Below are 23,711 nucleotides of genomic sequence, written 5' to 3' on the forward strand. Positions count from 1 at the left end.
TACTCATCCTTTGTGTTGGTCTCGAAGCTCGTTTAACAGTTGTTTGGCATTAGCTAATGTTTTATCTTGCGATTGCAGCGCATCCGTGAGCAATTTGATCTCTGCACCGGTTGCTCCCGCCGCCATGGCGAGTGCTGACGCTTGTAGTGCCATGTGACCGGCCTGAATCCCAGGGCCCACTAATGCACGTAAGGCGGCCAGATTCTGAACCAGCCCCACGCTAGCAATCAGTGCTTGCAGCGTTTCAACACTGGTGATGTGCGCTAATCGCTGATTGACCTGCACCAGTGGCAAGGCATTCATCGCGCCGCCCACTATGCCGACTGGCAGCGGCAAGCTGATTGTGCCGACCAACTGATGATCACGTAACTGCCAAGTCGCGAGCGGCAGATACCGACCAGTGTGGCTGGCGTGCGCGTGAACAGCTGCCTCGACCGCGCGGGTGTCATTACCGCTCGCGAGGACAGCAGCCGTCATACCGTTCATAATGCCCTTATTATGCGTGACGGTGCGATCGATATCGACTTCCGCTAACGCACTAATCGCCGCAATGCGTTCCGCGACCATCTCACCACTTTGATGCGCCGTGGCCAAGGTCGCTGGGTCCAGTTGAACCGTAGCGGTTGTCAACGCGGTACTGTGATTAGCCAAAATCGCGACTAGGGGCATCTGGTTGAGCCACTGGCCAACGTGATGCCCGATTGCCTCGCGATGGTGTTGACGATATTAGCCCCCATCGCCGCTTGTGGATCGACAGCCAATTGTAATTTCAACCAGCGATCGGCGATGATGACCACCTCAATTGTTTTCAAGCCACCACCACGGCGCACAATGGAAGGATGCGCCTGTTCGGCAACCGCAAATAATTCCGGCTCACGCGCCAAAATCATTGCCTTGGCACCCGCTAGGTCTGCCAACCCATCGAACACGACTTCACCGGTCACTCGATGCGGCATCGTGGTCACTGTGATGCCCCCGTTCAACCGCGCGATGCGGGCGCATTGTTGGCGGCGGCAATGACGGAAGGCTCTTCCGTGACCATTGGAACCTGATACAGTGCATCGTTCACTGGCAAATCGCGCAACACGCCCAGTGGCAAACTGAATTGCCCGATTTGATTCTCAATCAGATGTTCTGCCACTGCCTCGGGGAGTGCCGCTTGAGTGGCATACGCGTCGGCATCGGCTTGGTCGAGCTGACCGGCGTCCACCAGCACTGCTAATCGTTCCTGCGGTGTGAGTTCATAAAACTTAGGCATGGTGCACCTGCATCGCCACACCGATGCCACCACCCACGCAGAGGCTTGCGATACCCCGTTGGTCGCCGTTCAATTGGTGAACCAAGGTGGTCAGCAAACGAGCACCGGAAGCACCGAGCGGATGACCTAAGGCAATCGCGCCACCCTGCCGATTGAGTTTGGCTGCTGGAATATTCAAATCGCGTTGCACTGCGACACTCTGTGAAGCAAAGGCCTCGTTAATTTCAAATTGATCGATTTGGTCCAGCGCGGTACCCGTTTTGGCCACTAAGCCCTCGACCGCTAACTTGGGTGCATAGCCCATGATGTCGGGATCAATCCCAATTTCAAATAATCATCGATGACTGCTAAGTAGTGGATACCTTCACGGTCGGCCACCGCCTTATTCATCAAGACCAGCGCTGCAGCCCCATCATTAATACCACTCGCGTTGCCGGCAGTCACTGTGCCATCTGCCATAAAGGCAGGCCGCAACTTGGCTAATTTTTCTAAACTCGTATCGGGACGCACCGCTTCATCAGTGGCCACCACTTGTTCACCACGCTTGGTCTTAATGGTGACAGGCACGATTTCTGCATCAAACGCATGAGCTGCTTGTGCTGCCGCCGCTTTTGGTGTGACGCTAACGCGAAGTCATCCTGTTGCTCGCGGGTCACATTGAAGCGCTCCGCCACGTTCTCGCCTGTGATCCCCATCGGTTGGTGATTGAAGCTGTCAGTCAAACCGTCCTTAGCCACGCCATCGACGAATGTCGTATCGCCATACAAGTGACCAAAGCGCATGTTTGGTGCGTAGAACGGTGTTTGGCTCATGCTCTCTGTGCCGCCGACCAATACCGCATCCGCTTCACCCAAAGAATGGCACTCTGGCCCAAACGCACGGCCTTTAGTCCTGAGCCACAGACCTCATTGATGGTCATCGCTGTACTGCTTTGGGCCAAACCACTCTTTAGGCCAATTTGCCGCGCCACATTCTGGCCTGAATTCGCCTGCAAGACATTGCCAAAAATAGCCTGTTGAATCCGAGCAGGATCAATGCCAGCCTGTTCAATCGCTGCTTGACTCGCAATCGTCCCGAGCGCCACCGCGTTCAGTGATGCGAGGCTGCCACCCAGCTTACCAATCGGCGTGCGCACGGCACTTACAATAACAACTTCTGTCATGAGTTACCCCCAGTTAATAATTATCTATAAAATAACACAATCGCAAACCGCAAACAACGCGACCGAATTGTTATCAAACTATAAAAGAACGTTTATTCAAAGCTACACAATTTTTTGTGTCGCCTACCATTTACTGTAGCTGGTAACTGTTAAACAATTCACTTATAGTAATCTTAACGAGATTTTCAGAATCGCACGGCTATTTTCATTATTCAGGAGGTTATGATGCGCGTTATTGACTTGCTCGCCCTACTGCAGGACCAACCAAAAACGCCACGATCCACTGTCGGGACGCGGCGCAACAATATAACCTTACGCAATTTGAATTGCGCACTGAGGTGGAACAGGAACAATTGATTTTATTGGCACAACGGCGAAGAATCCCTTACACCTCTGGGAGTTTCAACTACTGCTGCGGCAAAAGGACCTCTGGCAGCGTTATGTCTACATTGAAACACCTGCTGGCATTCAACCCATCTTTGGCTTTACGCGCAAGCACCAGCAATTATTCTTGAATTAACCCGGCAACCGACGCATCAATCGCCGCAACCCATTGCGATCGATCAATGTGACACCCAGTTGTTCAGCCAGTTCCTGAGCCGAATCCGAAAACTCGCTGTTGGTCAGAACAATGGCTTGATCGAGCTTATAGAATTCTTTGCCTGCCCAGACCTCCTGAACAGCCTTATTGCCAACAAAGCCAGAATATCGCTTGCACTGAATACCAAACTTCTGACCCTTCTTTTGCGCAATGATATCAATGCCTTGATCGCCTGAATACTGTGTGACCTCGATATGCTTGTAGCCATTGCGTTTGAGCAGGTAACCACAAAATGCTCGAATGCCTCGCCGTCCATGCTATCGATCTGTTCCAATTTGACATCTCGATAGCGAAAATGATGAAAATAGAGTTGTGCAGCACTGAAGAGCACAAAGGCCACAATCAACCCAAAACTCATCGGGTCAAGCTTTTGCCGCCATAATCCTGGCGCATATTGCCGGAGCCACAGACTGTAGGCCAAAGCGGCGATAAAGCCAAATACAAAAAGTCGATATAATCGTTTCCCCAAACGGCGCATGTGAGACTCATCCTAACTAATTTGAATTATCCCAAGCTTACCAAACATCAGTTCTGTTAGCTAGTTATCGCCGTTAGCTTAATAAAAATTTGAAAGGCGTGATTCTTTGTTTGAAGTTTTGTTACTCATTATCTTGTTGCTCGGGTTGACCCTGATTATCAGTCGTATTGCCGTCCCCGGATGGGCGAAAGCCGCAGTGATCTGCGTGAGCGCAATCCTGATTGTGTTGCTCTTAATCAGTGTATTGGTGAAAAAAGTAATTGAAGATGCGACGGAATTATCCACCACTTGGTACTCAATGAGCCAAAAATAAGGGGTTGCGACAAAACTATATTTGTCGCAACCCCTATTTCAATTTCCGAAAAAACTAGACTAATCGCGTTCCAAAAAGTTGAGAATTCCGGTTAACAGAGACGTGTGCGAACTCGCGCCCAGCAACTGAGCAACAGCATAGGTTCGTTTTATTGGCGTTTTATGCCAATAACGAACCAAGCTGGGCGCAAGTTGTTGCGAGTTCAAACACGTTAATGGATTGATTTAAACGCCTAATTTCGGGCCTTATCATCAATCCTTGTTAATCCTCACTCTCACAGCAGGGTCTCTTTAAACCCTAATTTGATTTCTTTTTAGGTGTTTCTTTTTTCAGCTGTTCAGCCAAATCTAAGACGTATTGGCGCAATTCATCCTTCACTTCAGGATGCGTCAAGCCGTACTCGATGTTGGTCTTCACATAGCCGAATTTGTTCCCGACGTCATAGCGATCACCCTTGAATTCATGCGCAAAAACCCTTTGCGTCCGGTTCAACTCATCGATAGCGTCGGTTAACTGAATTTCATTGCCCTTACCAGGCTTTTGATTTTCAAGGATATCAAAGATTTCTGGCGTCAATAAGTAACGCCCGATAATGGCCAAATCACTGGGTGCTTCCTCAACGGCAGGCTTCTCAACAAACTTGCGCACGTTGAACAATCCAGGATGGACTTCCCGTTCAGGATCAATCACGCCATATGCAGAAACATCTTCATGTGCCACCTTCTTAACGGCCAAGATAGAAGCATGGGTACGTTCATATTCATTGATCAATTGTTGCGTCAGTGGAATCTTGTCGGACATCAAATCATCGCCAAGCATGACCACGAAAGGTTCATCCGCGATAAAGGACTTTGCCAACCGAACGGCATCACCTAAGCCCTTAGGATAAGGCTGGCGAACGAAGAATAAGTTCACACCGATATCAGTCGTCGAGTGGACCAAATCCAAAAGCTCAGTTTTGTTCTTACTTGCCAGGTTTTGTTCCAATTCGGGGGCAGAATCGAAATGATCTTCAATCGAACGCTTTTGCTTCCCTTCAACGATCAGAATGTCTTCAATCCCGGATGCCTTAGCTTCTTCCACGATAAACTGAATGGTAGGCTTATCAACAATCGGTAACATTTCTTTGGCGAGCGCTTTAGTAGCTGGGAGGAAACGTGTTCCAAGCCCTGCGGCAGGAATCACTGCTTTACGAACTTTCATTTCATCTAATCCTTTCACGACCATAGTTTGATTCTTTAACTATCATAAGCATACTAGATTGAAGCGGTTTTTGTAGTTAAATTGTTCTTAAACTTATGATTTTTACCTCACCTCAAAACTGGTCTATACTGAAATTAACAATGTTGTCACAAAAGGAGATGTCGCGTTGAAACACATCTGGACGTACCTCATCGGAATTATTGCTGGGCTTGGAATCATGCTGGTTTAATATACGCGGGTAAGACATGGCAGCAAGCACATCAGCCGCAGGCGGAACCAGAAACGGCTGAAACACCGGGTTTACCAGCCACGCCAGCGAGTTGGCAAAAATTGGTCAAGGCAAATCTTTGCGCTATGTCGCTCTCGGAGATAGCTTGGCCGCTGGTTTTTACACCGCAAAAGAAACGGACAGCTATCAATATCGGATCCGTGATTATCTCAAAAACAATCTGGGCTTCAGTGTCAGTCTCGATGGCTTCTGGAAAGCCGGCGCCACTGTCACCAGCTTGGCACTGCCTAACGTTCAAAAGGTGATCGCAATGAAACCTGACCTGATTTCGATCGAATACGGCACCAATGAACAAGACACAACGAATCCTTACTACGCAACTCCCGAGCAATTCAAAACTAACCTCACCCAACTCGTGACACAATTACGCTCAGCACTACCCAAAGCCCGTATCGTCCTGCTGACACCATGGCAATCGACGACGCCGGCTCCTTATCGCCAAGTTGTGCAAGCTGTCGGAGCGGCCAACAGCGGCTCTGTGGTCGATATCAGCAGCGTTTGGCATAATCAAGCCAATATTTCGAGCAAGACTACCCAATCGTGGCAGGGCACTGGTGACGGCTATCACCCGAGTTCACAGGGCAACCTAGCGATCGCACGGCTCATGGTCAAAGCAATCGATAAAATATATGTGCATTAACGCAAAAAAAGTCTGTGACATCGCCCCGTTTGGTGGCAGTCACAGACTCTTTTATTTGATTTCATGGACTTCAAAATTGAGTGGTTCAATCTGATTCGCCCGCCATTGATCGAGCAGCGGCGTGATTTCCGCATCCTGATCGATCAGGACAATGCCACAGTCACCACCACCGGCACCAGAAGTCTTGGCACAGCCACCGAAATTCTCGGCGAGCTGCCGCATTTTTTTCAGGACCGGCGTCTCAATGGCTACCCCTGAGAAGTCAGCTAGACGATCTAGGGCGTGGCGATTAGCGCGAATGCCCGCTTGAATCCCAGCCAAATCCTGCCGATTAAAGCTTGCAATCAAGTCTTCTAAGACCGCCTTACTATCGGCCAAAAACTGTTGGTAAGCCGCCTTCTTCTGCGCCTTAGCAATCGTAATCTTATCCACCAACTGCGACGTTGAAGCCGGTGATCCGGTCCAGCCGATTAGCAACCGCATATTGTCAGGTGGTGTTAATAACTTAATCGATAACTCAGGCCAATCCATATTTAATAGTTCAGACAGCGTTGCTTCGTGGCGCTGTGCGGCGAGCCATTCCTTATCAAAGGAACGATACGCAATCCACCCGCCGTAAACAGAAGCAGCGATATCGCCTAAAGAACCATTGCCCTGCACATCCAAATGGGCAATCGCCGCGAGCTTATAAATCTGGTCCGCACTCATGTTGAGCTCATAGAATAGATTGAGCGCCTTGACCGTTGCAACTGTCACAGCCGCTGAACTGCCCAGACCAAACTTGCGGCCATCGACAGCATCCAAATCGGAATCGACGGATAGTTGATACAATGCCAACGGTTTACCCAATTCACGCGCATAATCTTCAGTCAAGTGAATCGCAGACAAAATATAATGGAATGGATTATCGCGATTATCGAAGACCATTTGATCGCCTTCTCGCTTCCAGACCAATGAATTTTCTTGATATTGATTTGATACGATACTACCGTATTGTTGTTTTGCTTCGACCGTGACCGTCACGAACTGATTCAGAGCAACAATGATTGCTGGAAATCCTGTTTCGACGACCGCGTATTCCCCAGCGATATATAATTTGCCAGGCGCTTGCGCTGTGACCAATTCACCAGAACCCTTCACACAGAATAGATACACTCAAAAGTATAGACCTTACAAAAATGAAAGGTCGCACATCCAAATAATCTTATACTTTTTTAGAAACACCTTCAACATTCTATCATCTCTACTCAAAAAGACAAGCTGCTCAATCGTTTTGCGCACTTGTCAACCAGCGTTAGCGGCTCACCACAATAAAAAGTTCGCGACAAACCGCATCTTTGTCCGCGAACTCGATATTTAATGACCGTGCATCAGCAATTAGAGGTATTTCTGATCAATGTCAGGATCTTGACTGGTCAAAATCTTGGGACCATCCGCTGTGATGGCAATTGTGTGTTCATACTGTGCACAATCTGAATCATCCGCGGTCACGTAATAGACCCAGGAATCATTGGGGACTTGTTCACTCGCGATTTTCCATGTCCCCGTCGTAATCATGGGTTCAATGGTAATGGTCATGCCTTCCTTGAGCCGTAATCCTTGGCCGGCTTCACCGTAGTTTGGCACGGATGGACTCTCGTGAATGGTGGGCTGAATCCCGTGCCCAATCAATTCGCGCACATCACCATAGCCCAATTCGTCTTCGGTGTATTGTTGAATGGCCGCACCGATATCACCGATTCGATTGCCTACAACAGCCTGATCAATTCCCAAATAAAGGGCTTTGCGCGTCGCATCCATCAGCTTTTGGCGCTTATCTGACACGTCACCAACCGCATAGGTCCAGCATGAATCGCTCTGATAGCCATCCAACTCGACACACATATCGACACTGACAATGTCGCCTTCTTTGAGCATCAGTCCCTTGCGTGGAATCCCGTGAGCAACTTCGTTATTGATGCTGACACAGGTGGCATACTTATAGCCATCGAAGCCGATTTGTGAAGCAATCGCGCCGTGACTCTCGATATATTTCTTGGCAAATTTCTCGATTTCCCAGCTTGATAGGCCTGGTTTGATTAAGTCGCGTAATCCCAGATGCACCCCGGCCAACACAGCGCCGGACTTGCGCATGCCCTCAATTTCTCGTTCAGATTTAATCGTAATCATGATGTTGCCCCCATTATTGATTTGTTGATTTTATCATACACTACTTTGCCAGATGCGGGAACAATCACCAACTCGTCTAGTCATTGCCTGGCGGGTCTGCTATAATCGTCAGGATAAGTGTCACAATGACAGGAAGGATGACGAAGATTCATGCGAGTGCCAGAATTGTTTATGCCAGTATGACTGGTAATAATGAAGAAATCGCAGGCATCATTGAGGAAGCCTTCGAAGATTTGAATGTGGATGTCACGACCACTGAGGTATCTCAGGCCATGGCGAGCGACTTTTTAGATGTCGATATCTGTGTGGCAGTAATGTACACCTACTCGAATGTCGGTGAAGGCGAGCTGCCCGATGAAGCGCTCGACTTCTATGAAGAATTACAAGAACTCGACCTGACTGGTAAGGTTTACGGTTCAGCTGGTAGTGGCGATCGCTTCTATGACGACTTTGCCACCTCCGTGGACGACTTCGATAAAGCCTTCGCTAAGACGGGTGCAACCAAGGGTGCTGATAACGTCAAAATCGACTTAGCGGCCGATGGCGAGGATATCGAACACCTCGAGGCTTTCACCAAAGCTCTGGTGGACAAGCAAGCGAGCTTGTAAACGATCAATCGATTCTATTCAAAATAAATAGCGGTGTTGCGTCAAACCTGATTGGTTTTGACACAGCATCGCTATTTTTTCTGATCAGTCTTTTGCGCGCTGATTACGAATCAAATCAGCTACCTTGCCCGGGCTGCTGTGAAGATGCCCGGTAAAGTATTCCGCTACCAGGGCGTTCAGTATCGCGCCCACAATCAATACCCAGGCCGAGAAATTCAACCACAAGAGCAGAATGATGAATGTGCCTAATGTCCCGTATGAACTGTATCGTGTGCCAAAATAGCGCATATACAGCGAGAAAGACTGGGCGAGAACAATCCAGCCCAAAGTCGTGAAGACCGCGCCTGGTAGCACGGTCCAGAAATGAATCCGCACATTGGGTAAGAAATAAAAGAGAAAAGTAACCGCAATCAGGACGACCAATAGCGTGACTGGCCATCGCCAAGCCAAGAATGTTTTTAACCATTGATCGGACAAGCCGAATTGGGTGTTAAGCCATTCCAAGAATTGCTGACCAAACGCGAACATCACCAAGACGGTTGCGACTGCCAGAATCATCAAGAACGTCAATAACATGGATAATAACCGTTGCACAATAAAATTCTGTGATGGACTGACACCATACGCCTTATTGAAGCTGAGCTTGAGGCCATTGATTCCCAAACTGGCGGCCCATAAAGTTGTCACGGCCCCAATCGATAAGACACCCCCACTCCCATTTTGGAGCAGGTTCTGGATGACGGGCTCTAACCACGACATGATATTACTGGGAATGATCTGCGCGAGATAATCCGATATCGTTCGATAGTCCAGATGCAAATAGGGCAGTAAATTCCCAACCACAAGTAGCATGGGAAACAGTGATAACAACGCGTAATAGGCAAGCGATGCAGCTGAGGTTCCCGCTTCTGAATCATTGAACCGTTTGAGCGTGAGCTTTAATAAGGCTCGGCGTTTATATTTGTTTGGCACATCTAAGGTTGCGAGTGGTATGTGGCCTTGATGAATCGCCTGTTGTTGCTCCGTCGATAGTGGTACAGGCTTTTTGTGTGCCTGCTCAAGACCGTTTTGGTTTTCTTGCCACAAGGCAGCCCCCTTTCAAATCTATCCTACAATTATAACAAACTTAAGGGTTGCAAAACCAAATTTTGAAAAGCGCATCAAAAAAGCAGTGGTTGTGACAAAATTATGTTTTGTCACAACCACTGCTTTAACTTCCGAATAACTAGATTAATCGCGTTGCAAAAGTTAGCAAACAAGAATTCGTTGCGCTTGGTCACACGCGGTTATTGGAAGGTATCAGGCTTGTCGGTGCGTTGACCGAAGTGGTAGCTGATAGCATCCAGAATGCGGCGAGATGCTTCACCATCACCATATGGATTCTTGGCGGTGGCCATCCGCTTGTATTCCGCGTCATCTGTCAGCAACTGTTCCATCGCTTCACGAACAGGTTCTGGATTGGTGCCGACTAACTTCAAGGTCCCGGCAACAACACCTTCAGGCCGTTCAGTCGTGTCCCGCAGCACTAAGACTGGCTTGCCTAAGGATGGGGCTTCTTCTTGAACACCACCTGAATCGGTCATGATGAAGTAGCTGCGAGCTGCCAAGTTATGAAAGTCGACCACATCGAGAGGGTCAATCAAGTGAATCCGTGGATGGTTACCCAAGATATCATGCGCTGCTTCTTGCACCACTGGATTCAAGTGCACTGGATAAATGATTTCAACATCATCGTGGTGTTCAACGACATCGCGCATCACGGCAAAGACGCGCCGCATCGGTTCGCCCTGATTTTCACGGCGATGCATGGTCACCAGAATCATCCGCTTGTCAGCATCCACTAAGTCCAAAACATCATGGTGATAGTCGTCTTGCACGGTTTGCTTGAGGGCGTCGATTGCAGTATTGCCGGTCACAAAAATATTTGCGGCCTTGTGGTTTTCTTGCAACAAGTTGGCTTCACTTTGCGTGGTTGGGGCAAAGTATAGGTCACTCAAGACGTCGGTCAACTGCCGGTTCATCTCTTCTGGGAATGGACTGTACTTGTCCCAAGTCCGTAATCCCGCTTCGACGTGACCAATTGCAGTCTGGTGATAAAAGGCAGAGACACTAGCTGCAAAAGTGGTTGTGGTATCACCGTGAACCAATACAATATCGGGCTTTTCTTTTTCAATCACATCACCCAAGTGCAATAACACGTTGCTGGTGATTTCATCGAGGGTCTGACGAGCCTTCATGATATCCAAGTCGTAATCAGGTGTAATCTTGAAGATTTCAAGCACTTGATCCAACATTTGCCGATGCTGGGCAGAAACCACAGTCACCGCTTCAAACTCGTCGGAGCGCTGCTTCAATGCAAGGACGAGTGGCGCCATTTTGATTGCTTCAGGACGGGTCCCAAAGACCGTCATCACTTTAATTTTTTCATGGATGGGGATGCCTCTTTCTTCGTATAATAGTTTCAGTATACCAGAAAATCCAGGTGTACCTGAGCTGAATAATAAAAAGAGGTCATGACTAAACGTCACAACCTCTTCCCTTCACTTAGCCAGCGAGTGTTTCCATGAAGTTCAAATCTTTAATATCATCGAATTCGCCTTCCGCAAGAAAACTTGCGGTAACAGACTTTAAGACAGCAACCATTTTCTCGTCGCTAATACTGATAAAGCCGGATGCCATCAAGTTGGCAATCCCGGTGGCAACAATCCACAGTGATGTGATGGTGTTTTGACGTTGCTTTGCACTCATCTCTTCGGCAGGCTTGTATTCATTGAAGACACTCATTGCGGTGCTCAGCGCGTATTCACGCATCTCTTCAACACCAAAATGGTCTTCCACAAACACAGCGGTGTACAGTGGCCGATTGTCGATGGCAAAGTGGATGTAGGAGAGTGCCAAATCGATGACACGATCGCCTGTATAGCTCTTGGTCATTTCAATCGCCAAGAAATCTTTGATGCGCGCCATAACGGCTTGCTTCAAGTCGTCCATGCAGGTGAATTCCAGATAGATGGGTTGCGTTGAGCAGTCCATGCGGTGTGCGATGTTGCGTGCGGTGAAGCTCTTGAAGCCTTCTTCAACCACTAAATTGTACGCTGCATTGAGAATCTGATCGTGTGTTATTGTTTTCTTACGTGCCATGTGTTGTCCTCCTAGTACATGAGATAAAAAACATTTCGTTTAAGATTAAGTTGTTCACTATGTAATATTTCTTTGGTACGTAACCATTTTAACAGATTGAATTCGCTGCGCAAAGAATAAAAAACAAAATTCAACTTTTCACAAATAATTCATATGATGTTCAAAAATCACAATTGTTTTATTGACTCTTTCACTTTTATTCCATTGAATGTGTTAGAATAAATGCACTATGAGAAAGAAATGAGGAATGATGATGACTTTACCTAATTTTGCTGAGAACCTTCAAAAGTATGCGGACCTCACCGTCAACACCGGTATTGGTGTTAAGAATGGCGACACGGTGTATATCCAGATTGCTGTTGATCAAGCGCCACTGGCTCGCCTACTCACTGCCGCAGCCTACAAGGCAGGTGCAGCAGAGGTGCTCGTTCAGTGGAACGATGATACGATTTCCCGATTAGACATGCAAAACAAGGATGATGATCGGCTCTTCAATATTCCTAATTTCATCACCGATCAATTCGATTACTGGCTAGATCACAATGCCAAGCGGATCACCGTTATTTCAGCTGATCCCGATAACCTCAAAGGAATCGATGCTGACCGAGTGGCCACTTATCAAGACGCTTACGGTAAAGCATACGGCAAGCTACTCAATGCGATTTCTTCCAACAAAATCAGTTGGACCATCATTGCCGCTGCCAGTGCCAAATGGGCTGAAAAAGTCTTTCCTGATGCTGCCAACCCAGAAGCTGCAACCGATCAACTATGGGACCAAATTTTCAAGACGACACGCATCTATGCGGACGACCCCGCTGTGGCGTGGCAAAAGCATGACCAAACCCTGCGCGAAAAGGCAGCATGGCTCAACCAGGAACAGTTTGACCACCTCCACTACACCGCTCCTGGGACAGACTTAACGGTTGGCTTACCTAAGAATCATATCTGGGAAGGCGCTGGCTCATTCAACCCCCGTGGTGAAGAATTTATGGCCAACATGCCAACTGAAGAGGTCTTCACGGCACCAGACTTCCGTCGCATCGATGGCACCGTGGCTTCCACTAAGCCGCTTGCGTACGCTGGTAATATCCTCGAAGGCATGCACTTCACCTTTAAGGATGGTCAAGTGGTTGAAGCACATGCCGATAAGGGGGATGCGGTCTTACAGAACCTGCTGAGTATCCCTGGCGCCCGCAGCTTGGGTGAAGTTTCCTTAGTCCCCGACCCATCACCGATTTCACAGTCCGGCATCACCTTCTTCAACACCCTATTCGATGAGAACGCGTCCGACCACATGGCTCTCGGCCAGGCCTATCCATTCTCCGTTGAAAACGGGATCGACATGACTGAAGAAGAGCTGATCGCTGCTGGGATGAATCGCAGTCAAACCCACGTTGACTTCATGATGGGCTCGGCTGAAATGAATATTGATGGCATCAAGGCAGATGGTACGGTCACCCCAATTTTCCGCAACGGTGATTGGGCCTAACATTTAAACTAAACAAAAAAGGAGCAATGATGAAACCTGTTAGGGTTTGTCATTGCTCCTTTTTGTTTAGAGAATAATAAAACCGGCCATCAGCACAAGAGACTGATATTACCGGTTAAACCGTCAATCAAGTGCACCCTATCGGAGTAGTCGGGTGTGCTATAAACCCTATCTAACTGGTATTTGTCGGCACCGTTTTTTATATTTGGGCAATTTTTGGGCAATAAAAATAGACCTCTTCATTTAAGAGATCCATTTTCCAAAGCAATTAATTCGTCTAATACGGTGCCTGGCGTTTTCCCGAGAGCCTTGGCCACATAGATAATCACACGTGTAGTTATTCCGTCAGCGGTTGTATAAGCCGCCGCTCTTTGTAACTTAGACGGTGTTGTACCATTTGCCTTTGCCACACTATATCGAGTAGCGCCGTTTTGTTCAAGATACGCATCTAACAAGCTTACCATATTTTATTTCCTCAAGAAGGGAGACACGGTACTCCAAATAAAGTAAATAGCTGCTAGCGCTAGTGCAGTGTTTCCAATCACATTCCATGCTGCCTTGATTACTTTATCACCGCCGGTAGGCTTTTTCTTTTTCTTGCTACTCACTCTCATCACCTCCTTGACTATTATATTACACTAACGTGTTCTAATATGTAACACTTTTTGTTCTATTTACAAATTATTTAAAACAGAATGATACTACATCCAGTTGTGCTCGCAAAAATAATTCAAAAATAATTCCAAAAATGGTTGCAATTAATTTCAGATATGGTACTATATAAGTGTAGATAAAAGCAAAAGACAAGTAGCCTAGGAGGGCATAAATTATGAGTGAAGTAATTGTTGATGGTAAGATTTACGAAATTGTCAAAGACGCAACAACCGATATTGAGACGGTCTACGGGCAGAATGACATGTTGCAAACTTTTCCGATTTTAGCGGTGACTGGCACTGGCCGATCAGTCGAAAATGGTAATCTGTATGAAATTATTTGGCACCTAGATGAGCAAGACGCAAGCCTGCTGTCAGATGATGCAAGCGATTGGGTAAGCGATTGGGGTACTGCAGATGAAGCTGTCGAACTAGAAGACTAAGAAAGGTAACCCGCTTCGGCGGGTGCTTTTTGTGGGAGGAAAAACATGACGGGAATTCTAGATAAGTATCTTGAGGCACACGGTCTCACACGCTATCAACTAGCAAAAATAGTGGTATCAGTTCAACAACATGGTTTAACGTCAATTCACGGCCGCTAGATCGTTGGACAGTCAAGCAAGTACGGGCGCTCGCGGCATGCACTGGGGTGTCATCAATTACGGCACTGCGGAAGCTGGAGGAGATTGATCGGGTATACCAGTCAGATAATATCTATAATCAGCACAAATAAATAAGCTCCCTAGCTGCTCAATCAAGAGTAGTCAGGGAGCTTATTTATTAACCACCGATAGTGTAGCGGCTATCAATATATTCGGTGTTACTTACTTTATAGTAGACACGGTTATTGATCTTAACCGCCTTGCTGTATTTCCATGATGTACCGTGCTTGAATTTGGTGTTCGATTTGACGATCTGTTTGCCATTACTGTTGCTGGCTAACACACCATAGTTTGGCACGTATTTGATAGTGACTTTGCCTGCCTGATCCGAGTACTGCTGTGGTAGATACCACCCGCCGCCAATGCTATACACTTCCACACCGTTAAGCGTGTAGACGCCATTAGCTTTCCATGATGTGCCATGCTTTAGCCGTTGATTGCTATCCTTAATCTGACGGCCATACTTGTCCAAAGCATTGACTCCATACCTTGCAACGTATTTAACCTTCACCACATTACTTACACTCACACCAACCCCGCCAACCGGTGTTTGGTCGGCCGTATAGTAAGTGTCATAAAGCTGTGATACGTCGAAGGCACCGCTCGCGGTTGTGCCAGAGAAGTTATATTGATAGCCCCACTGCCATGCGTGGTTACTACTATATAAGTTGAGGTTAGTCGCATTATATGGATAGTTTGCAATCCACCCTTGCCTGTATGGCACTGTCATCCGGTAGCCTAACCAACTCCCCATCGTGTAGATGTCGGTTCGGTAACCGTAAGATTCAACTGTGCGACGCCAAGCGGCGTTAGCCGCATCAATCGTGGCTTTAGACACCCAGGTCTGCTGTTCAGCTTCCACATCGGCGACTAATACAGCGCCAACAGGCAAACCAGCGTTCTTAGCAACAGTCGCTGCATAGTTGGCTTCATTGATCGCACCCGCCACGCTATTATAGCGGGCGAAGTGATAGCCATTGACATAGATACCCGCTGCTTTTGCCGCAGCGATGTTACCAGCCGCTGTCCAGTCGGCATACCCAACGCCTTCGCTGATCTTTGTCACCATGGCTTTAATGCCATATGTGTTACGCATACCCAATAAGTCGCTAGTGTACATTTGACCGTTGTGATTAGAGACGTCAACCATATCTGTGCGCGCCGCACTGACGACCGTTAATGGCATCAAAAAAGCCGCAATCACTGCGGCCACAACCAACTTAAACTTTAGTTTCATTATTTCCTCCCGTATCGTAAATCAGTCCCAATGCACCGCCGATTGACAACATCGTATTAACGATTGCCATAATCTGGTTGGCGGTATCGCCGGTAATTTCCCATCCAAATAAATGCCCAACTTGTTGCGCCAAAACGATTGAGAGCGAAATAATAGACGTCCACCAAAGCTTACTGTGCACGTCTAATGACAGACTATTCTTCATGATGTTCCTCCCGCCGCTTCAAGTTGTTCTTATCGTATAGAAATTGAATCTCGGCATCATGGCGCTCAATTTTGACATCGTGTTTATCTAAACGATGATCAAGCTCAAGGTGCGTTTGATTGGAGGAAATACTGAGATTATTAATAGCTCCGCTCAAGTCTGAGAGCTTATCACTAAGTGGCTTTACAGCAACACGATAAATTGCCCCAACAATAGCGGTGCCAATTGCAATGATCCCGCCCCACTCACCAATCGTGAAGCCTAAAAATGTGTGCATAAAGTCCTCCTATTATTGGTAAACCTCGCCCGTAGTAGTTTGAAATTCTTCCGGTGTGATCCAGCCGATTGCAACATATAAATGCAAGTCATCCTTGCTAAAGCCTTTGCCATATAAATCTAATACCCATGTCATCATTTATTTGCCCTCCGTTTCTTGTGCATTCGGTGCCATTAATTGTGCAACCTGCTGTGTCAGTGCCACGATTTGAGTCTGTAACTTCCCAGCCTTTTCGGTCGCTTCTGACGCGGACTGTGTGACTTCTGCGAGTTGCTTAGTCAAGGCCACATTTTGCGTTTGCAACTGTGTGTTGGCCTTCTGCAAGTCAGACAATAGCTTTGCTTGGCCTTCGTCACTCACGTCGTGCCAGGCATTGTCAGACCAGCTAAACTTTGGTAAGCCATCCTTGATCTCGTCCGGAATTGCTACTTCGGTTTGAGGGTAGTCTGTTGGGTAGTCGTCGGCGTAATCCGCGACATAAAAATAAGCCCCATTGGGCTGTGGCTGTTGATAAATTGTATAAACTGTTTTCATTGCAATTCCTCCTAAATGTTTGTTTGTTGATAGACATCGATTACAAAGTTGCCTGTAGTTAATTTTCGTTGAACATAAAACAACCCATCATCAGTAAAAAATGATTGAACGGTTCACCGTCAACAGAAGGAATTTGGCTAGTACTATATGTTCCCATTTTCCATTGTAGCGTCATATCGTTACTGATTTTGAATGCCGAAATTTTAGAGGTTCCGGTATTGCCAGATCCATAAACATTACCATATTTATCTATATCCAAAGTCCAGTCCAGCCGTGATGAGCTGTCAATGCTAAGAAAATCGCCGATATTTACTGTTGTTGCAAAACCTCCAGTACTAACTTTTGCGACGTTCCAACTGATACTAACGCTACCAGCTCTCGTGTAGTACATGAAGAACATATTGCCAGCAGCATCGCTCACGGCATTGGCAATTCGGAAATCAGAAAATTGATTAATTGTTGTCGGCAACACCGCTCCGGTTAATGGACTATTTATTAACAAGTTACCGGTTGAGTCATATTTAGATAGTGACCAAACATTTGCATTTTTTACAACTGCATATATTTCGTTGTCGTAAATTCCAACAGCGTAAATTGTTTGCAGTGCTCCAACCGTTGTCAAGGTTGTTTTCCCTGCTAGGAGCATATATAAACTGTTAGCACGATTAGGACCAGTGTTTACAATATCCGCCGAATTCGATCTGATGAAAATATTACCCTCATTTGTGACTAAAATTTGATCAGGATTATAAAAGGTGTAGCCACTGGTGCTAAGTCTATCAGGTGTCAAATTTCCATCTTCATCATATTTATATAGTTCGGTGGCTCCATAGGGATTATTTCTAGGATCAGTAGCATCATTCGAACTAAAGATGACATGCTTTTCGCTCGCGTCAATTGTCGTCATCGCGAAATTCTGATAAGTGGTACCTGCTACCGTCAATGTCGTTGGGTTGAATTTATCGTCATAAATAGAATACTGAGTGGGCACGGTAGCAGAACTTTTTTGCAGTACGCCATTGTTAGGTAATTTGCGAATATCTCCCGCCGTTGGCAGATTGACCGTAAAAGCTAGACCCAGCTTTGTTACAGGCGTCTGCCATCCCGGTGACTTCCAAATTGGGATTTTCCCTCGTCGAATCTCTAACACCGGATATTTGCCACGATAGATGCCAATTAAATTACTCATATTAACACCTCGAAATCTGCATGAATTTCATAATCTCGATTGTCATCATAGGTGCCAAGCGCAATATATTCACTTAGCGTTCCATGCCACGGTTCATTCTTAGATGGCTGCTCATCGATGAGCGCCTTGACTTGTGTCTCCGTTACCTTGGTGGCATCAGACGCTACCACAGCAGTCATCCGGCCAGCTAGTGATGCTACTAGCTCCTTTGCTGGCTTCACCTCGTTTGCGATAGTTGTCGACATGCCATCAAGTGTTGCTTGTTGCTCATTTTGTTTTGTTTCAACGGCCGCCACCCGATCACCAAATGGTGCGGTCGCCTTTGCAACAATTTCATCCAAGTTTTCAATAGTTCCCGGATCACCTTTGTCACCTTTTGACCCTGTTGGTCCCGTTGGTCCCGCTGGTCCTTCAGGCCCACGGTATTTATCAGGGTTTTCTTTGATGTCATCGGCCATTGACTGAGCATTCGCGGCAGCCGTACTAGCACTGGCCGCTGCGTCATCTGCTGACTTTGCCGATGCTGTTGCCTTGTCTGTTGCAGCATTAGCTGCACCAGTTGCCATATCGGCCGCAGTCGCAGAAGCAGTCGCCTTATCGGCCGCAGTATTAGCAGCAGTCGTTGCTGTATCAGCGTTCGCCGCGGCAGTATTTGCTTGGGCGGTGGCTTGGGTAGATTTTGCAACCGCGTCATTGAACTCGGTGGTCATTGTCGAAAGTTTATTTTGGAAATCATCAATGACCGGCCCGATATCAGCTAATTTTTGGATATATCAGCTTCAACTTTCTGGTAAGAACTCTGAATGTCGCCAATCGTGCTTAAGGATGACTGAATCATTTGATCAATCTCATCAATCGTACCTTTGTAATTCTCGACCACACCGGGTGTGGGTGCTACACGAATAACAAAGTTGCCTGAGCTATCCAGCACATCCCCCATTATGAATCATGAATTGTGCATCTGAAAAACCATACATTCCAGATGACATTTGAGTCATTTCAATTGGAAACACCCAATCAAATAATCCGTTTTGAGCATCCACAGGAGAATATCGACCACCAGTAATCGGCTTGTGGTTTACGCCTGAAACCCGAAAGTTGACAGTGCAACCAGTCAGGTCATAAGGAACATTGTCTCGCGACAGGCGAAACCGCCATGAGATGTTTTCTTCACCAACATTTAGCTTGACGAAATTGTTACTTGCGAGCGCTTGATTTTCCTGAAGGTCCAGTTGAATTGTCGCCATCACCGTCACCTCCTTTTAATTTTGCTAGCTCGTCTGTTAATAATTTGACCGAAGAACGTAATTGTTCATTTTCATCACGAAGCTGCGCGACCAACAAAGCTTTATTTGCAACGTCCGTACCTAAATCATTCGCTAAATAGTTCTCAATACTCATTTCATTCGCTCCTATTCTCAATCCAAGACGACGTGGTAATCGCCATTCGCCAAGTGTACGTACAATCCCCATCCTTTGTAACCGTTTGCTGCGCGTAAATTACGCCCGTGCTACCAAAAGTAAGCAAGGGCGTGTTGACATTGACTGACGATGTTAAATTGCCCGTTGTTGAGATATAACCGGGGCTCATGACCGAATTACCAGCGCCGTTATTAAGGTAAATTGTGTTGACACCTCGGATGTCCCCACCAACAATTTTTCCTGCGTCAATCGACTCAATCATGGCTGACTTGATTACGGCATTGTCAATTCTAGTTTGGCCCGTGATGTGGATTAAATCCCCACCGAGCGCAACTTCTGAATTGACGCCATCGCCTTTCAGTTGCAGGTAGGCATTGTTGCCTGATTTACCTGCAGTGAGCTGTACTGAAGCCAATCCATCGCGCACGCTCGCGCTGATTCGAGCATCAAGTTGTGTGTTAATGTCATTTGCCGTCTTCAGTGCTTTGTCTGCCACAGTTTGCACACCGCTAACCTTAATGTCAACTAAGTTACTCAACTGTGATATCTGACTCGCGGTATTGATTGCATTATTTGTTACAGTCGTTTGCAGACCTTGCATGCTTGCTTTTATGGATACGACTTGCTTGCCATTATCTGACACTGACTGATATAAAGATTTTGCGTTTGCAAATCCTGCCATCTGTATCAGTTCATCGTTGGTTTTGTTGTAGTTATCAACATCGTCACGAAGTTTTTGATCGTACCCGGCCGGAAAGGCCGGTACCCACTTGCCGTCGTGATAGACCATCATTTCCCATTCAGTAGGATAACCCGTACCAAGTTTCCCGGCAGACTTAAACCACGTATCGCCTTCTTTGTGTTCTCCCCCTGGCTCGCTTGGCCCGTAGGTGACTTTATCATCAATCCGGACATCTAATCCGTCCTTAATTGTATGCAATTCGCGATGAGCATCATTTGCCACCTTACGGGCATCAAGTTTAGACTGCTCGTCCGCCGCCAGAGCATAGGCATCCAACTCGTGATACACGTCAGGTTGCCGATTACCTATTGTCACGCTGGCATTGCGCTTGAGATTTCCATCCCATTCTAGCTGCACAACCTCGCCTGTGGTATCCACATCAAGCTGCTCTACATAAACTGTGGATAGATCATACATGCCCATATATGTGAGGTCAGCTAGGTCGCCAGTCATCTGACTATATTCGATTGTCATACTGTACTTAGGCTTTCCAACTGCATTGTCCTTGATATAGGCGTCGGTGACATCCCGCAGCTGCTCTTCTGTCGTGACATTGTATTGAGACGCATCAAACACGACAATTCGTTGGCGTTCATACTGCTCGGCACCATAGGCCATGACAATTCCTTCAGGCAGCGTGACGGTAACTTCGGGCAGGTCTTCTGACACATCTTCTTCTGGGCCATATGGTTTCACGTCTGTTGCTGCCTCAAATGACACATACTTGCCGTCGACCCACTGACCGTTACCCAAGTCGTAAAAGGTTCCGTCACCTGTATCGGCTGAGCCGTAGATACGCCATTGAGTACCTGTTTTTACGGTCTTAATCTGTTTCTTGTTAATGCCGGGGCCATTGTAGATTGGAATAATGCCCACAAGTTGCTCTTTATTGCTATCAGCTGGTGCTTTTGGCTTAACATCTTTTTGCTTCGTACGAGCAGTCGCTCGATTTAACCCATTGATTGTTGCCAAGTTTGTAGTAATCTTCACCACCGTTTGCAGTCGCCAAAACCTTCCAGCGAGTGCCAACCTTTAAGACGCGGCTTGTTTCTTTACCTGATGCGCCAGGAGCTGTATAAACGGGTGCCCCAACGAGAACACGTTTCTTCTTTTGACTGACCTTGCCCTTTTTAGTCTTGGTGTAGTAAGTTTGCGTTACTTTATGGCCTTTGATTGTGATGTAACCATAGGCGGTATCACTAACAAAATCGCCCTTTTTCTCGGTCGTGATGTATTGTGAATCGACCCATTGATTCTTGCCCAAGTTATACCATTCATGACCATCTTCGGTAGTGGCTTTCCGTAACATTTTGTAGCTCTTACCATTTATCAGGTATTGACCAGTCTTTGATTTCGGATTGAAAGGTGAATTCCAAACCGCAACTCCGCCTTTCCCAACGTACTGAATCGTGCCGGCACCGTCAAAATTAGTGATGGATCGCATATCCGACTGACCGTTTTTGATGGTCCCGATACCAATGACTTTGTTGGAGACAAAGCCACCGGATTTATCGAAGGTAATGTAATTCCCATCTATCCACTGATTGCCGCCCAGATTGAACCATTCGTGGCTCTTGGCGCCGCCAGTTTCGACATATTTATAGACTTTCCAGTAAGTCCCGTTCTTTAGTGATTTACCAGTGAGCTTTTGATCATCAAACGGTGAATCATAAATTGGCGCACCACCCTTGCCGACCCACTGAACAGTGCCGACACCTGGATAATCAAGAATGAGTGACTCATCACCTGGTGCTTTGTCTTTACCCGGTGTGTACTTTGAAAACGGCATGACCGCTGTAAAGGTATCACTCAACGAATTGCTCTCTTTGTATGACAAGAGATTGCTACCAAAAGTGACTTCGATACCGGTATCTCGACCAGCATTTGTTTTAAACTCAAAGTTGTAGTTATCAAAAGACCATTCGCCGTTATAAAGCGACTCCATTGTTGTTCCGCCGTTGCTGCGGCCGAACAAATAGTCTTGTACGTTACCGCCAATTTTGTAGTCAACATTCGCTGTCGTCCCGATGTTGGTATAAAAAGTCACCTGTGGCATTGGCTCGGCTAGATTGTCTAAAATCGTCGCGAACAGTGTTTGCGGGCCGACTCCCTGCATCACAATGTCTTTTGTGATTGTGTCATACAAGATGTCGCCCGCCACGTGCGTAGCTTCAATAGAGAGAATCGGTTCATCACTACCGTTGATGTCTGGCTCAAGCGTGTCAATTCGAAACATTTGTCGTTGCCAATCATTGCCGCCATCGGCCAAGATAATACGATCGAGCTTAATTGCATCTGCGTATGGGCCACTAACCGGGTAGGTCATGGTTAAGGTTGGGACTTTCGATGCTTCCTGCTTAACCGACCAAATGGCATCATTAAGCTGCCCGAGTCCTTCAGAAGTTAGGTCATCACCGGTAGTCTCAAATAAAACAGGTGCATCCATTAAATCAGCTTGCGCCATTTAGGAGCCACCTCCAATCCGTCCGCGCCATCAATCCCAATATAATTATCACCAGGTGGCAATGTGGGATATTGATGGTTTGGAAATCTTGCCAGTCCGGGAACAATACCTTGCGTGGGCGAATACGTGATATGGTTTTCCACGTCAATATAAGTCACGCCATCTGCACCATCAATTTCATATACGTCATCGTTGACCGTAAGCCCCATGTGGCCACTGCCATAAATCTTGATAAGTGGCAAAGATTCGAGGTTTTCATTATTCCGCAGAATAACACCATTCAACTCATCGATTTGTCGCAATTCCGTTGAGCCAATTCGGTAAGCGAATGGTTTGCAAGAAAACTCGGCTGAGATACTGCGACTCGAGTATTCATCCATTTGAGAGACGAGACACCAGTAGGATGGCTTGCAGCTCGTAGTCCGGAAAGCTTGAGAAATACAAGGGCATATAGTTATCCGCTGCTGATAGCCAATAGTTAATCTGTGCCTGCATCTCAAGCGCAGAGAAGTCACGTGTTTCCATTAAGAACGGAAACGTTTCAGTCACGTTGTCATACTTATTGTCCGAATAAAAACGGTCCCCAGACAGACCGGGAACCGCAATAGATGATCTTGTGTGCTTAGCAGACTGCCACTCGAAGCTGCCATAATCTAAAAATAGCCCGAAATCTGTGTTTCGATGACCATTAAACTCAATGTAATCTCTGATCAAATCGCTTTTCCTCCCTTCGCGCGTGATATGGCTTTGGCGATATCTTGATTGGCAACTTGGCTAACAAATTTAGCCATAGATCGTTTGTCCAAAGTAACGTCAGTACTAAGTTCAATTTTACCCAGCATCGCAGTGATTAAATCAGCTGGGTTTTGCTTTGCGATCGTTGCTAAAAGACCAATGATAACCTGCAAAGTGCCCGAATTATCAGACGTTGCGGTCTCATTAATCTCCGTTGTTAACTCTCTAGCCATACGTACA

The 23,711-nt window shown here is 46.8% G+C and carries 27 protein-coding genes and 3 pseudogenes; 5 read left to right on the top strand and 25 right to left on the bottom strand.

Annotated features, from left to right (window positions below; all coding sequences use genetic code 11):
* Positions 1-3: 3 nt before the first annotated feature.
* The 3 pseudogenes from JCM17471_RS16635 to JCM17471_RS10635 form a co-directional block, all read right to left on the bottom strand.
* Positions 4-1,258 (bottom strand): annotated as a pseudogene (locus JCM17471_RS16635) (hydroxymethylglutaryl-CoA reductase, degradative).
* Positions 1,251-2,420: pseudogene (locus tag JCM17471_RS10630) on the bottom strand (acetyl-CoA C-acyltransferase). Before JCM17471_RS10630 ends, JCM17471_RS16635 begins: the two co-directional pseudogenes overlap by 8 nt.
* Positions 2,421-2,936: 516 nt before the next feature.
* Positions 2,937-3,499: pseudogene (locus JCM17471_RS10635) on the bottom strand (restriction endonuclease).
* Positions 3,500-3,605: 106 nt separating this feature from the next.
* Between JCM17471_RS10635 and JCM17471_RS10640 the strand changes: the two are divergent.
* Positions 3,606-3,812 carry a hypothetical protein gene (locus JCM17471_RS10640; RefSeq protein ID WP_054777872.1) on the top strand — a complete coding sequence of 69 codons (207 nt, stop codon included), beginning with the start codon at positions 3,606-3,608 and terminating at the stop codon, positions 3,810-3,812.
* A 297-nt stretch (positions 3,813-4,109) separates the two neighbouring features.
* On the opposite strand, the gene galU is transcribed toward JCM17471_RS10640, so the two are convergent.
* Positions 4,110-5,015 carry a UTP--glucose-1-phosphate uridylyltransferase GalU gene (gene galU, locus JCM17471_RS10645; protein ID WP_054777909.1) on the bottom strand — a complete coding sequence of 302 codons (906 nt, stop codon included), beginning with the start codon at positions 5,013-5,015 and terminating at the stop codon, positions 4,110-4,112.
* A 347-nt stretch (positions 5,016-5,362) separates the two neighbouring features.
* Here galU and JCM17471_RS10650 point away from each other — a divergent pair, with 347 nt between their 5' ends.
* Complete coding sequence (locus JCM17471_RS10650) at positions 5,363-5,944, top strand: SGNH/GDSL hydrolase family protein (protein WP_225354263.1); 582 nt, start codon at positions 5,363-5,365, stop codon at positions 5,942-5,944.
* Positions 5,945-5,995: 51 nt separating this feature from the next.
* Here the strand turns inward: JCM17471_RS10650 and JCM17471_RS10655 are convergent, their stop codons facing one another.
* Positions 5,996-7,066, bottom strand: a complete 1,071-nt coding sequence (locus JCM17471_RS10655) for a phosphomevalonate kinase (protein ID WP_054777910.1) — start codon at positions 7,064-7,066, stop codon at positions 5,996-5,998.
* 255 nt (positions 7,067-7,321) lie between these two features.
* Entirely contained in the window at positions 7,322-8,113 is a 792-nt protein-coding gene (map, locus tag JCM17471_RS10660) for a type I methionyl aminopeptidase (protein ID WP_054777874.1), read from the bottom strand.
* A gap of 137 nt (positions 8,114-8,250) precedes the next feature.
* Between map and JCM17471_RS10665 the strand changes: the two genes are divergently transcribed.
* Positions 8,251-8,721: a flavodoxin gene (locus tag JCM17471_RS10665; RefSeq protein ID WP_054777875.1), complete on the top strand. Its 471-nt coding sequence runs from the start codon at positions 8,251-8,253 to the stop codon at positions 8,719-8,721.
* Between the two features lie 84 nt (positions 8,722-8,805).
* On the opposite strand, the gene JCM17471_RS10670 is transcribed toward JCM17471_RS10665, so the two are convergent.
* The 3 genes from JCM17471_RS10670 to JCM17471_RS10680 all read right to left on the bottom strand — a co-directional run bounded on the left by JCM17471_RS10670 (position 8,806) and on the right by JCM17471_RS10680 (position 11,862).
* On the bottom strand, positions 8,806-9,807 hold the full coding sequence (locus JCM17471_RS10670; RefSeq protein WP_054777876.1) for a YihY/virulence factor BrkB family protein: 1,002 nt from the start codon (positions 9,805-9,807) through the stop codon (positions 8,806-8,808).
* Positions 9,808-10,007: 200 nt separating this feature from the next.
* A complete protein-coding gene (wecB, locus tag JCM17471_RS10675; RefSeq protein WP_054777877.1) occupies positions 10,008-11,132 on the bottom strand; it encodes a non-hydrolyzing UDP-N-acetylglucosamine 2-epimerase in 1,125 nt (374 codons plus the stop codon).
* 133 nt (positions 11,133-11,265) lie between these two features.
* Positions 11,266-11,862: a TetR/AcrR family transcriptional regulator gene (locus JCM17471_RS10680; RefSeq protein WP_054777878.1), complete on the bottom strand. Its 597-nt coding sequence runs from the start codon at positions 11,860-11,862 to the stop codon at positions 11,266-11,268.
* Between the two features lie 253 nt (positions 11,863-12,115).
* Here JCM17471_RS10680 and JCM17471_RS10685 point away from each other — a divergent pair, with 253 nt between their 5' ends.
* Entirely contained in the window at positions 12,116-13,351 is a 1,236-nt protein-coding gene (locus JCM17471_RS10685) for an aminopeptidase (protein WP_054777879.1), read from the top strand.
* 239 nt (positions 13,352-13,590) lie between these two features.
* Here the strand turns inward: JCM17471_RS10685 and JCM17471_RS10690 are convergent, their stop codons facing one another.
* Together JCM17471_RS10690 and JCM17471_RS14185 are read right to left on the bottom strand one after the other, a co-directional pair.
* Complete coding sequence (locus tag JCM17471_RS10690; RefSeq protein ID WP_054777880.1) at positions 13,591-13,815, bottom strand: hypothetical protein; 225 nt, start codon at positions 13,813-13,815, stop codon at positions 13,591-13,593.
* A 3-nt stretch (positions 13,816-13,818) separates the two neighbouring features.
* Positions 13,819-13,959, bottom strand: coding sequence for a hypothetical protein (locus JCM17471_RS14185; protein ID WP_156321687.1), 141 nt, complete (start codon positions 13,957-13,959; stop codon positions 13,819-13,821).
* A gap of 221 nt (positions 13,960-14,180) precedes the next feature.
* Here JCM17471_RS14185 and JCM17471_RS10695 point away from each other — a divergent pair, with 221 nt between their 5' ends.
* Complete coding sequence (locus JCM17471_RS10695) at positions 14,181-14,447, top strand: hypothetical protein (RefSeq protein WP_054777881.1); 267 nt, start codon at positions 14,181-14,183, stop codon at positions 14,445-14,447.
* Positions 14,448-14,784: 337 nt separating this feature from the next.
* Here JCM17471_RS10695 and JCM17471_RS10700 read toward each other — a convergent pair whose 3' ends face one another.
* The 14 genes from JCM17471_RS10700 to JCM17471_RS10755 form a co-directional block, all read right to left on the bottom strand.
* Positions 14,785-15,903 carry a GH25 family lysozyme gene (locus JCM17471_RS10700; RefSeq protein ID WP_054777882.1) on the bottom strand — a complete coding sequence of 373 codons (1,119 nt, stop codon included), beginning with the start codon at positions 15,901-15,903 and terminating at the stop codon, positions 14,785-14,787.
* A complete protein-coding gene (locus tag JCM17471_RS10705; RefSeq protein WP_054777883.1) occupies positions 15,887-16,108 on the bottom strand; it encodes a phage holin in 222 nt (73 codons plus the stop codon). The genes JCM17471_RS10700 and JCM17471_RS10705 overlap by 17 nt, the downstream gene beginning before the upstream one ends.
* Positions 16,098-16,385, bottom strand: a complete 288-nt coding sequence (locus tag JCM17471_RS10710; protein ID WP_054777884.1) for a hypothetical protein — start codon at positions 16,383-16,385, stop codon at positions 16,098-16,100. Before JCM17471_RS10710 ends, JCM17471_RS10705 begins: the two co-directional genes overlap by 11 nt.
* Before the next feature lie 12 nt (positions 16,386-16,397).
* Positions 16,398-16,523 carry an XkdX family protein gene (locus tag JCM17471_RS13545; protein ID WP_082395303.1) on the bottom strand — a complete coding sequence of 42 codons (126 nt, stop codon included), beginning with the start codon at positions 16,521-16,523 and terminating at the stop codon, positions 16,398-16,400.
* Positions 16,524-16,919 (bottom strand): hypothetical protein, encoded by a 396-nt coding sequence (locus JCM17471_RS10715; RefSeq protein WP_054777885.1) that lies wholly within the window; start codon positions 16,917-16,919, stop codon positions 16,524-16,526.
* A gap of 58 nt (positions 16,920-16,977) precedes the next feature.
* Complete coding sequence (locus tag JCM17471_RS10720) at positions 16,978-18,108, bottom strand: hypothetical protein (protein ID WP_054777886.1); 1,131 nt, start codon at positions 18,106-18,108, stop codon at positions 16,978-16,980.
* Positions 18,105-18,818 (bottom strand): collagen-like triple helix repeat-containing protein, encoded by a 714-nt coding sequence (locus JCM17471_RS10725; protein WP_054777887.1) that lies wholly within the window; start codon positions 18,816-18,818, stop codon positions 18,105-18,107. Before JCM17471_RS10725 ends, JCM17471_RS10720 begins: the two co-directional genes overlap by 4 nt.
* 210 nt (positions 18,819-19,028) lie before the next feature.
* A complete protein-coding gene (locus tag JCM17471_RS10730; RefSeq protein WP_054777888.1) occupies positions 19,029-19,355 on the bottom strand; it encodes a BppU family phage baseplate upper protein in 327 nt (108 codons plus the stop codon).
* Entirely contained in the window at positions 19,306-19,509 is a 204-nt protein-coding gene (locus tag JCM17471_RS14190; RefSeq protein WP_147660998.1) for a hypothetical protein, read from the bottom strand. The genes JCM17471_RS10730 and JCM17471_RS14190 overlap by 50 nt, the downstream gene beginning before the upstream one ends.
* Before the next feature lies 1 nt (position 19,510).
* Complete coding sequence (locus JCM17471_RS10735; protein WP_156321688.1) at positions 19,511-21,244, bottom strand: SLAP domain-containing protein; 1,734 nt, start codon at positions 21,242-21,244, stop codon at positions 19,511-19,513.
* Positions 21,186-22,736, bottom strand: a complete 1,551-nt coding sequence (locus JCM17471_RS10740) for a phage tail spike protein (RefSeq protein ID WP_054777890.1) — start codon at positions 22,734-22,736, stop codon at positions 21,186-21,188. Before JCM17471_RS10740 ends, JCM17471_RS10735 begins: the two co-directional genes overlap by 59 nt.
* Positions 22,718-23,116, bottom strand: coding sequence for a hypothetical protein (locus tag JCM17471_RS10745; RefSeq protein WP_054777891.1), 399 nt, complete (start codon positions 23,114-23,116; stop codon positions 22,718-22,720). Before JCM17471_RS10745 ends, JCM17471_RS10740 begins: the two co-directional genes overlap by 19 nt.
* Positions 23,109-23,450: a hypothetical protein gene (locus JCM17471_RS14495; protein ID WP_054777892.1), complete on the bottom strand. Its 342-nt coding sequence runs from the start codon at positions 23,448-23,450 to the stop codon at positions 23,109-23,111. The genes JCM17471_RS10745 and JCM17471_RS14495 overlap by 8 nt, the downstream gene beginning before the upstream one ends.
* Positions 23,447-23,704, bottom strand: coding sequence for a hypothetical protein (locus JCM17471_RS10755; protein WP_054777893.1), 258 nt, complete (start codon positions 23,702-23,704; stop codon positions 23,447-23,449). Before JCM17471_RS10755 ends, JCM17471_RS14495 begins: the two co-directional genes overlap by 4 nt.
* Positions 23,705-23,711 lie beyond the last annotated feature (7 nt).

Origin of the sequence: Lacticaseibacillus saniviri JCM 17471 = DSM 24301, assembly GCF_001311785.1 — a bacterium.
Lineage (GTDB): Bacteria > Bacillota > Bacilli > Lactobacillales > Lactobacillaceae > Lacticaseibacillus > Lacticaseibacillus saniviri.

Bases quoted from the DNA above. Each gene is read 5' to 3' on its own strand.
- galU (WP_054777909.1), bottom strand. From the start codon at position 5,015: ATGAAAGTTCGTAAAGCAGTGATTCCTGCCGCAGGGCTTGGAACACGT.
- map (WP_054777874.1), bottom strand. From the start codon at position 8,113: ATGATTACGATTAAATCTGAACGAGAAATTGAGGGCATGCGCAAGTCC.
- JCM17471_RS10665 (WP_054777875.1), top strand. From the start codon at position 8,251: ATGACGAAGATTCATGCGAGTGCCAGAATTGTTTATGCCAGTATGACT.
- wecB (WP_054777877.1), bottom strand. From the start codon at position 11,132: ATGACGGTCTTTGGGACCCGTCCTGAAGCAATCAAAATGGCGCCACTC.
- JCM17471_RS10680 (WP_054777878.1), bottom strand. From the start codon at position 11,862: ATGGCACGTAAGAAAACAATAACACACGATCAGATTCTCAATGCAGCG.
- JCM17471_RS10685 (WP_054777879.1), top strand. From the start codon at position 12,116: ATGACTTTACCTAATTTTGCTGAGAACCTTCAAAAGTATGCGGACCTC.
- JCM17471_RS10690 (WP_054777880.1), bottom strand. From the start codon at position 13,815: ATGGTAAGCTTGTTAGATGCGTATCTTGAACAAAACGGCGCTACTCGA.
- JCM17471_RS10695 (WP_054777881.1), top strand. From the start codon at position 14,181: ATGAGTGAAGTAATTGTTGATGGTAAGATTTACGAAATTGTCAAAGAC.
- JCM17471_RS10700 (WP_054777882.1), bottom strand. From the start codon at position 15,903: ATGAAACTAAAGTTTAAGTTGGTTGTGGCCGCAGTGATTGCGGCTTTT.
- JCM17471_RS10705 (WP_054777883.1), bottom strand. From the start codon at position 16,108: ATGAAGAATAGTCTGTCATTAGACGTGCACAGTAAGCTTTGGTGGACG.
- JCM17471_RS10710 (WP_054777884.1), bottom strand. From the start codon at position 16,385: ATGCACACATTTTTAGGCTTCACGATTGGTGAGTGGGGCGGGATCATT.
- JCM17471_RS13545 (WP_082395303.1), bottom strand. From the start codon at position 16,523: ATGATGACATGGGTATTAGATTTATATGGCAAAGGCTTTAGCAAGGAT.
- JCM17471_RS10715 (WP_054777885.1), bottom strand. From the start codon at position 16,919: ATGAAAACAGTTTATACAATTTATCAACAGCCACAGCCCAATGGGGCT.
- JCM17471_RS10720 (WP_054777886.1), bottom strand. From the start codon at position 18,108: ATGAGTAATTTAATTGGCATCTATCGTGGCAAATATCCGGTGTTAGAG.
- JCM17471_RS10725 (WP_054777887.1), bottom strand. From the start codon at position 18,818: ATGACCACCGAGTTCAATGACGCGGTTGCAAAATCTACCCAAGCCACC.
- JCM17471_RS10730 (WP_054777888.1), bottom strand. From the start codon at position 19,355: ATGGCGACAATTCAACTGGACCTTCAGGAAAATCAAGCGCTCGCAAGT.
- JCM17471_RS14190 (WP_147660998.1), bottom strand. From the start codon at position 19,509: ATGAGTATTGAGAACTATTTAGCGAATGATTTAGGTACGGACGTTGCA.
- JCM17471_RS10740 (WP_054777890.1), bottom strand. From the start codon at position 22,736: ATGGCGCAAGCTGATTTAATGGATGCACCTGTTTTATTTGAGACTACC.
- JCM17471_RS10745 (WP_054777891.1), bottom strand. From the start codon at position 23,116: ATGGATGAATACTCGAGTCGCAGTATCTCAGCCGAGTTTTCTTGCAAA.
- JCM17471_RS10755 (WP_054777893.1), bottom strand. From the start codon at position 23,704: ATGGCTAGAGAGTTAACAACGGAGATTAATGAGACCGCAACGTCTGAT.